Origin of the sequence: Carnobacterium sp. AT7, assembly GCF_000171855.1 — a bacterium.
GTDB classification, from domain to species: Bacteria; Bacillota; Bacilli; order Lactobacillales; family Carnobacteriaceae; genus Carnobacterium_B; species Carnobacterium_B jeotgali.
The window spans coordinates 1-7,790 of the sequence record NZ_ABHH01000052.1; the positions used below are offsets into that span (position 1 = coordinate 1).

General features: G+C 44.8%; 2 protein-coding genes, 2 tRNA genes and 3 rRNA genes. All 7 read left to right on the forward strand.

The window, feature by feature from the left end; genetic code table 11:
* Window positions 1-623: family 1 glycosylhydrolase (locus CAT7_RS11660; RefSeq protein ID WP_007725842.1), on the forward strand; the 623-nt coding region annotated here is incomplete at its 5' end.
* A gap of 64 nt (window positions 624-687) precedes the next feature.
* Window positions 688-2,115, forward strand: coding sequence for a glycoside hydrolase family 1 protein (locus tag CAT7_RS11665; protein WP_007725843.1), 1,428 nt, complete (start codon window positions 688-690; stop codon window positions 2,113-2,115).
* 527 nt (window positions 2,116-2,642) lie between these two features.
* Window positions 2,643-4,199 (forward strand): 16S ribosomal RNA (locus CAT7_RS11670).
* A 105-nt stretch (window positions 4,200-4,304) separates the two neighbouring features.
* Window positions 4,305-4,378, forward strand: a tRNA-Ile gene (locus tag CAT7_RS11675).
* A gap of 38 nt (window positions 4,379-4,416) precedes the next feature.
* Window positions 4,417-4,489: transfer RNA gene (locus tag CAT7_RS11680), tRNA-Ala, on the forward strand.
* Between the two features lie 161 nt (window positions 4,490-4,650).
* Window positions 4,651-7,571: ribosomal RNA gene (locus tag CAT7_RS11685) — 23S ribosomal RNA — on the forward strand.
* 91 nt (window positions 7,572-7,662) lie between these two features.
* Window positions 7,663-7,778: ribosomal RNA gene (gene rrf / locus CAT7_RS11690) — 5S ribosomal RNA — on the forward strand.
* The 16S, 23S and 5S rRNA genes sit together here with 2 tRNA genes alongside, the layout of an rRNA operon.
* The last annotated feature ends 12 nt before the right edge of the window (window positions 7,779-7,790 follow it).

The following is a 7,790-nucleotide window of genomic DNA, read 5'->3' on the forward strand; positions in this document are numbered from 1 at the left end:
AAGCACGTGGAGAGTATCCTACTTATATGGAGCGTTACTTCAATGAGAATAATGTTACTATTCATAAAGAACGTGGAGATGATGAAATTTTAAAAGCTTATCCAGTCGATTTCATTTCATTTAGTTATTATATGTCTATAACGACGAGTTCAGATCCACAAAAAGAACAAGTAGGTGGGAATTTTATCGAAGGTGTGAAAAATAACTATTTGGAAACCTCAGATTGGGGATGGCAAATTGACCCAATCGGATTGAGATGGACACTTAATGACTTTTATGATCGCTACCAATTGCCTTTGTTCATTGTTGAAAATGGTCTAGGAGCTTACGATAAAGTAGAAGAAGATGGAAGCATCCATGATACTTACCGTATCGATTATCTACAAAAACATATTGAACAAATGAAAGAAGCGGTTAAAGATGGTGTTGATTTAATGGGTTACACCAGTTGGGGAGCAATTGATTTGGTTAGTGCATCCACTTCAGAAATGTCTAAACGATATGGGTACGTTTATGTTGATCAAGATGATGAAGGGAATGGAACGTTAGAGCGTTCTAGAAAAGATTCATTCTTTTGGTATAAAAAAGTTATTGAGACGAACGGAATGGATTTAAGTAATTAGAGCAGAACGTTTTTTTAGAGAATCGCTGCAACTTCTAAAATAAGTGATCGAATAAAAGGAGAAGATGACTTTGACAGTAGAACAATTTCCAAAGAGTTTTTTATGGGGCGGAGCAGTTGCTGCAAACCAATTAGAAGGAGCGTATAATGAAGATGGTAAAGGGTTAACCGTACAAGATGTAACACCAAGTGGCGGATTTGGTCCAATAACGGACGAACCGACAGAAGATAATCTGAAATTAATCGGAATTGATTTTTATCACCGCTATAAAGAAGACGTTAAATTATTTGCAGAAATGGGATTTAAAACATTCCGTACGTCAATCGCGTGGTCTCGTATTTTTCCTAATGGAGATGAAACAGAACCGAATGAAGCGGGTCTACAATTTTACGATGATTTATTTGATGAACTACTTAAATACGGTATTGAGCCCTTAATTACACTTTCTCATTATGAAACTCCGCTTCATTTAGCTAAAGAGTATGATGGCTGGGTCAACCGTAAAATGATTGGGTTTTATGAAAATTATGTACGCACAGTCTTTACACGCTATAAAGGAAAAGTGAAATATTGGTTGACGTTTAACGAAATCAATTCGATTTTACATGCTCCTTTTATGAGCGGTGGGATTTCTACAGCACCTGAAAAATTAACGCAAAAAGATTTGTATCAAGCTGTCCATCATGAATTGGTAGCAAGTGCATTGGCTACAAAGATTGGCCATGAAATTATGCCCGACGCACAAATCGGATGTATGGTCTTAGCTATGCCAACTTACCCTTTAACACCGAATCCAGATGATGTTATTGCTGTAATGGAAGCTGAGCGAAAAAACTATTTCTTCTCAGATGTACATGTTCGAGGAACTTATCCAGGTTATATGAAACGATTCTTCCGTGAAAATGCGATTGAGTTAGATTTTGGCCCAGAAGACGAGGAACTGTTAAAAAATACGGTAGATTTTATTTCATTTAGTTATTATATGAGTTCTACAGAAACAGCTGATGAAAGTAAGCGAGAAGCTGGTAAAGGAAATATTTTAGGAGGTATACCTAACCCTTATTTAGAAGCTTCAGAATGGGGTTGGCAAATTGACCCGAAAGGATTAAGAATCGTATTAAATGATTTCTGGGATCGTTATCAAAAACCATTGTTTATTGTTGAGAATGGTTTAGGGGCTAACGATGAATTAATTACAGATGAAAATGGTAATAAAACGGTGAATGATGATTACCGTATCAATTATTTGAATGACCATTTGGTTCAAGTTGGAGAAGCACTTAAAGATGGCGTAGAAGTAATGGGATATACAACTTGGGGCTGTATCGATTTAGTTAGTGCTTCAACCGCAGAATTAAAGAAACGTTATGGATTTATCTATGTCGATCGTCATGATGATGGTACTGGGACATTAAAACGATATAAAAAGAAAAGTTTCTCCTGGTATAAAAAAGTCATTGAGACAAACGGAACGAGCTTGATTGAAAAATAACAATGAAAAATCTTTGTACGATTAAATCCGTACAGAGATTTTTTATTGCAAAAGAATAACTAGTAGCTAAATTTTTTATACATATATTTTAGAATAAATATGTAATAGACAAAGCACGTTAAAATTACTTTACGATGCGTAATTTTTTTACGATAATGTTCGTTTTTTCATCAGTTTTACCGATGGTGTATTATGGAATTTTATTAAATGTTCATGTTTGTAAAAAAAGTTAATTTTATACTAAAAAATCGTTGACGAATGTTGGCTTCACTGGTATATTAGTAGATGTTGTTGAGGTAATTCATTCAAAACAACGAAAAAATAAATTAAAAAAGTTGTTGACAGACGACATCGAACGTGATATTATTAGTAAGTTGTCAAAACGAAACAATCAACTTTAGACCTTTGAAAACTAAACAAAGTAAGACGAACCAAATGTGAGGGTGACTCAGCAGTGCTGAGTCAACAGTAACAAAATAGTGAATAATTATTCGCTAGCAATTCAATAATGAGCTTCAAGCATCATTTTATATGAGAGTTTGATCCTGGCTCAGGACGAACGCTGGCGGCATGCCTAATACATGCAAGTCGAACGCTTTAATTTCACCGGGTGCTTGCACCCATCGAAGTTAAGGAGTGGCGGACGGGTGAGTAACACGTGGGTAACCTGCCCATAAGAGGGGGATAACATTCGGAAACGGATGCTAATACCGCATATTTCTAATCGTCTCCTGACGAATGGAAGAAAGGTGGCTTCGGCTACCGCTTATGGATGGACCCGCGGCGTATTAGCTAGTTGGTGAGGTAATGGCTCACCAAGGCGATGATACGTAGCCGACCTGAGAGGGTGATCGGCCACACTGGGACTGAGACACGGCCCAGACTCCTACGGGAGGCAGCAGTAGGGAATCTTCCGCAATGGACGAAAGTCTGACGGAGCAATGCCGCGTGAGTGAAGAAGGTTTTCGGATCGTAAAACTCTGTTGTTAGAGAAGAACAAGGATGAGAGTAACTGCTCATCCCCTGACGGTATCTAACCAGAAAGCCACGGCTAACTACGTGCCAGCAGCCGCGGTAATACGTAGGTGGCAAGCGTTGTCCGGATTTATTGGGCGTAAAGCGAGCGCAGGCGGTTCTTTAAGTCTGATGTGAAAGCCCCCGGCTCAACCGGGGAGGGTCATTGGAAACTGGAGAACTTGAGTGCAGAAGAGGAGAGTGGAATTCCACGTGTAGCGGTGAAATGCGTAGATATGTGGAGGAACACCAGTGGCGAAGGCGACTCTCTGGTCTGTAACTGACGCTGAGGCTCGAAAGCGTGGGGAGCAAACAGGATTAGATACCCTGGTAGTCCACGCCGTAAACGATGAGTGCTAAGTGTTGGAGGGTTTCCGCCCTTCAGTGCTGCAGCTAACGCATTAAGCACTCCGCCTGGGGAGTACGACCGCAAGGTGAAACTCAAAGGAATGACGGGACCGCACAAGCGGTGGAGCATGTGGTTTAATTCGAAGCAACGCGAAGAACCTACCAGGTCTTGACATCCTTTGACAATCCTAGAGATAGGACTTTCCCTTCGGGGACAAAGTGACAGGTGGTGCATGGTTGTCGTCAGCTCGTGTCGTGAGATGTTGGGTTAAGTCCCGCAACGAGCGCAACCCCTATTATTAGTTGCCAGCATTCAGTTGGGCACTCTAGTGAGACTGCCGGTGATAAACCGGAGGAAGGTGGGGATGACGTCAAATCATCATGCCCCTTATGACCTGGGCTACACACGTGCTACAATGGATGGTACAACGAGTCGCAAGGTCGCGAGGCCAAGCTAATCTCTTAAAGCCATTCTCAGTTCGGATTGCAGGCTGCAACTCGCCTGCATGAAGCCGGAATCGCTAGTAATCGCGGATCAGCACGCCGCGGTGAATACGTTCCCGGGTCTTGTACACACCGCCCGTCACACCACGAGAGTTTGTAACACCCGAAGTCGGTGAGGTAACCCTTTTGGGAGCCAGCCGCCTAAGGTGGGACAGATAATTGGGGTGAAGTCGTAACAAGGTAGCCGTATCGGAAGGTGCGGCTGGATCACCTCCTTTCTAAGGAAACTAACGGAAACCCACACATTCGTACTTACTTTGTTTAGTTTTGAGAGGTCTAATCTTCTCATTAATATAATATCTTATTGAAGTGCCTAATACGTTGGGCCTATAGCTCAGCTGGTTAGAGCGCACGCCTGATAAGCGTGAGGTCGATGGTTCGAGTCCATTTAGGCCCACTTTTCATTTGCACAAATAATATAAGATGTTTGCTCTTGGGGCCTTAGCTCAGCTGGGAGAGCGCCTGCCTTGCACGCAGGAGGTCAGCGGTTCGATCCCGCTAGGCTCCATTGCAACTTTAGTTGCGAAAATTTAAGTTGTTCTTTGAAAACTGGATAAAGTTAAAAATTGTAATTCAAGTAAGAAACCAGAAACACACCGAAAATTTTTAAAAGTAAGTTTTTAAGGTTCTCATCGAAAGATGAGTATTGAAAATTAACGATTAACCATAGGTTAAGTTAATAAGGGCGCACGGTGAATGCCTTGGCACTAGGAGCCGATGAAGGACGGGACTAACGCCGATATGCTTTGGGGAGCTGTAAGTGAGCTTTGATCCAAAGATTTCCGAATGGGGGAACCCAGCATCTTTTATAGGATGTTACTGCTGACTGAATACATAGGTCAGTAGAGGTAGACGCAGAGAACTGAAACATCTAAGTACCTGCAGGAAGAGAAAGAAAAATCGATTCCCTGAGTAGCGGCGAGCGAAACGGGAATAGCCCAAACCAGAAAGCTTGCTTTCTGGGGTTGTAGGACTGAACACATAGAGTCATAAATGATTTTGGTAGGAGAAGCGACCTGGAAAGGTCTGCCGAAGAAGGTAAAAGCCCTGTATCCGAAACCAAATTCACTCTGATCAGTATCCTGAGTACGGCGGAACACGAGAAATTCCGTCGGAATCCGGGAGGACCATCTCCCAAGGCTAAATACTCCCTAGTGACCGATAGTGAACCAGTACCGTGAGGGAAAGGTGAAAAGAACCTCGGAAGAGGAGTGAAATAGCCCCTGAAACCGTGTGCCTACAAATAGTTAAAGCCCGTTAATGGGTGATAGCGTGCCTTTTGTAGAATGAACCGGCGAGTTACGATCCCATGCGAGGTTAAGTTGATGAGACGGAGCCGCAGCGAAAGCGAGTCTGAATAGGGCGAATGAGTATGTGGTCGTAGACCCGAAACCAAGTGATCTACCCATGTCCAGGTTGAAGGTGCGGTAATACGCACTGGAGGACCGAACCCACGTATGTTGAAAAATGCGGGGATGAGGTGTGGGTAGCGGAGAAATTCCAATCGAACTTGGAGATAGCTGGTTCTCTCCGAAATAGCTTTAGGGCTAGCCTCGGAATTAGAATCATGGAGGTAGAGCAACTGTTTGGACTAGGGGCCCTTCTCGGGTTACCGAATTCAGATAAACTCCGAATGCCATTGATTTATATCCGGGAGTCAGACTGCGAGTGATAAGATCCGTAGTCGAAAGGGAAACAGCCCAGACCACCAGCTAAGGTCCCAAAGTTTATGTTAAGTGGAAAAGGATGTGGAGTTGCTTAGACAACTAGGATGTTGGCTCAGAAGCAGCCATCATTTAAAGAGTGCGTAATAGCTCACTAGTCGAGTGACCCTGCGCCGAAAATTTACCGGGGCTAAACATAACACCGAAGCTGTGGATAGAACCATTGGTTCTATGGTAGGAGAGCGTTCTAAGGGCGTTGAAGCTAGATCGTGAGGACTAGTGGAGCGCTTAGAAGTGAGAATGCCGGTATGAGTAGCGAAAGACGGGTGAGAATCCCGTCCACCGAATGACTAAGGTTTCCTGGGGAAGGCTCGTCCTCCCAGGGTTAGTCGGGACCTAAGTCGAGGCCGAATGGCGTAGACGATGGACAACAGGTTGAGATTCCTGTACCAGTTTGTTTTGTTTGAACAATGGAGGGACACAGTAGGCTAAGGAATACGCGCTGTTGGATATGCGCGTCCAAGCAACAAGTTTTGAAGTGAGTCAAATGCTTGCTTCTTTAAGAACAAGTTGTGATGGGGAGGGAAATTAAGTACCGAAGTTCCCGATGTCACACTGTCAAGAAAAGCTTCTAGTTAGAAACAAACTGCCCGTACCGCAAACCGACACAGGTAGTCGAGGAGAGAATCCTAAGGTGTGCGAGAGAACTCTCGTTAAGGAACTCGGCAAAATGACCCCGTAACTTCGGGAGAAGGGGTGCTGACCAATTGGTCAGCCGCAGTGAATAGGCCCAGGCGACTGTTTATCAAAAACACAGGTCTCTGCAAAATCGTAAGATGACGTATAGGGGCTGACGCCTGCCCGGTGCTGGAAGGTTAAGAGGATGGGTTAGCTCTCGGGCGAAGCTCAGAATTGAAGCCCCAGTAAACGGCGGCCGTAACTATAACGGTCCTAAGGTAGCGAAATTCCTTGTCGGGTAAGTTCCGACCCGCACGAAAGGCGTAACGATCTGGGCACTGTCTCAACGAGAGACTCGGTGAAATTATAGTACCTGTGAAGATGCAGGTTACCCGCGACAGGACGGAAAGACCCCATGGAGCTTTACTGCAGTTTGATATTGAGTGTTTGTACAGCTTGTACAGGATAGGTAGGAGCCAATGAAGCCAGGACGCCAGTCTTGGTGGAGGCGTTGGTGGGATACTACCCTTGCTGTATGACCACTCTAACCCACAGCCCTTATCGGGCTGGGAGACAGTGTCTGACGGGCAGTTTGACTGGGGCGGTCGCCTCCTAAAGTGTAACGGAGGCGCCCAAAGGTTCCCTCAGAATGGTTGGAAATCATTCGCAGAGTGTAAAGGCATAAGGGAGCTTGACTGCGAGACCTACAAGTCGAGCAGGGACGAAAGTCGGGCTTAGTGATCCGGTGGTTCCGCATGGAAGGGCCATCGCTCAACGGATAAAAGCTACCCTGGGGATAACAGGCTTATCTCCCCCAAGAGTCCACATCGACGGGGAGGTTTGGCACCTCGATGTCGGCTCATCGCATCCTGGGGCTGTAGTCGGTCCCAAGGGTTGGGCTGTTCGCCCATTAAAGCGGTACGCGAGCTGGGTTCAGAACGTCGTGAGACAGTTCGGTCCCTATCCGTCGCGGGCGTAGGAAATTTGAGAGGAGCTGTCCTTAGTACGAGAGGACCGGGATGGACACACCTCTGGTGTACCAGTTGTTCTGCCAAGGGCATTGCTGGGTAGCTATGTGTGGACGGGATAAACGCTGAAAGCATCTAAGCGTGAAGCCCCCCTCAAGATGAGATTTCCCATCACGTAAGTGAGTAAGACCCCTGAGAGATGATCAGGTAGATAGGTTGGAAGTGGAAGTCTAGCGATAGATGGAGCGGACCAATACTAATCGGTCGAGGACTTAACCAAATTTTTTAAACGGTGTAAGACGGTTTCAGAACGAAAAACGATTTTTAACTTATCCAGTTTTGAGAGAACAACGTTCTCTTGATTGAAATTGTGTGGTGATGATGGCAAGAAGGTCACACCTGTTCCCATGCCGAACACAGAAGTTAAGCTTCTTAGCGCCGATGGTAGTGAAGGGTTTCCCTTTGTGAGAGTAGGACGTTGCCACGCAGATTCAATTAT

Excerpts from the sequence above, each read along its gene's own strand:
- CAT7_RS11665 (WP_007725843.1), top strand. The coding sequence starts at position 688 with ATGACTTTGACAGTAGAACAATTTCCAAAGAGTTTTTTATGGGGCGGA.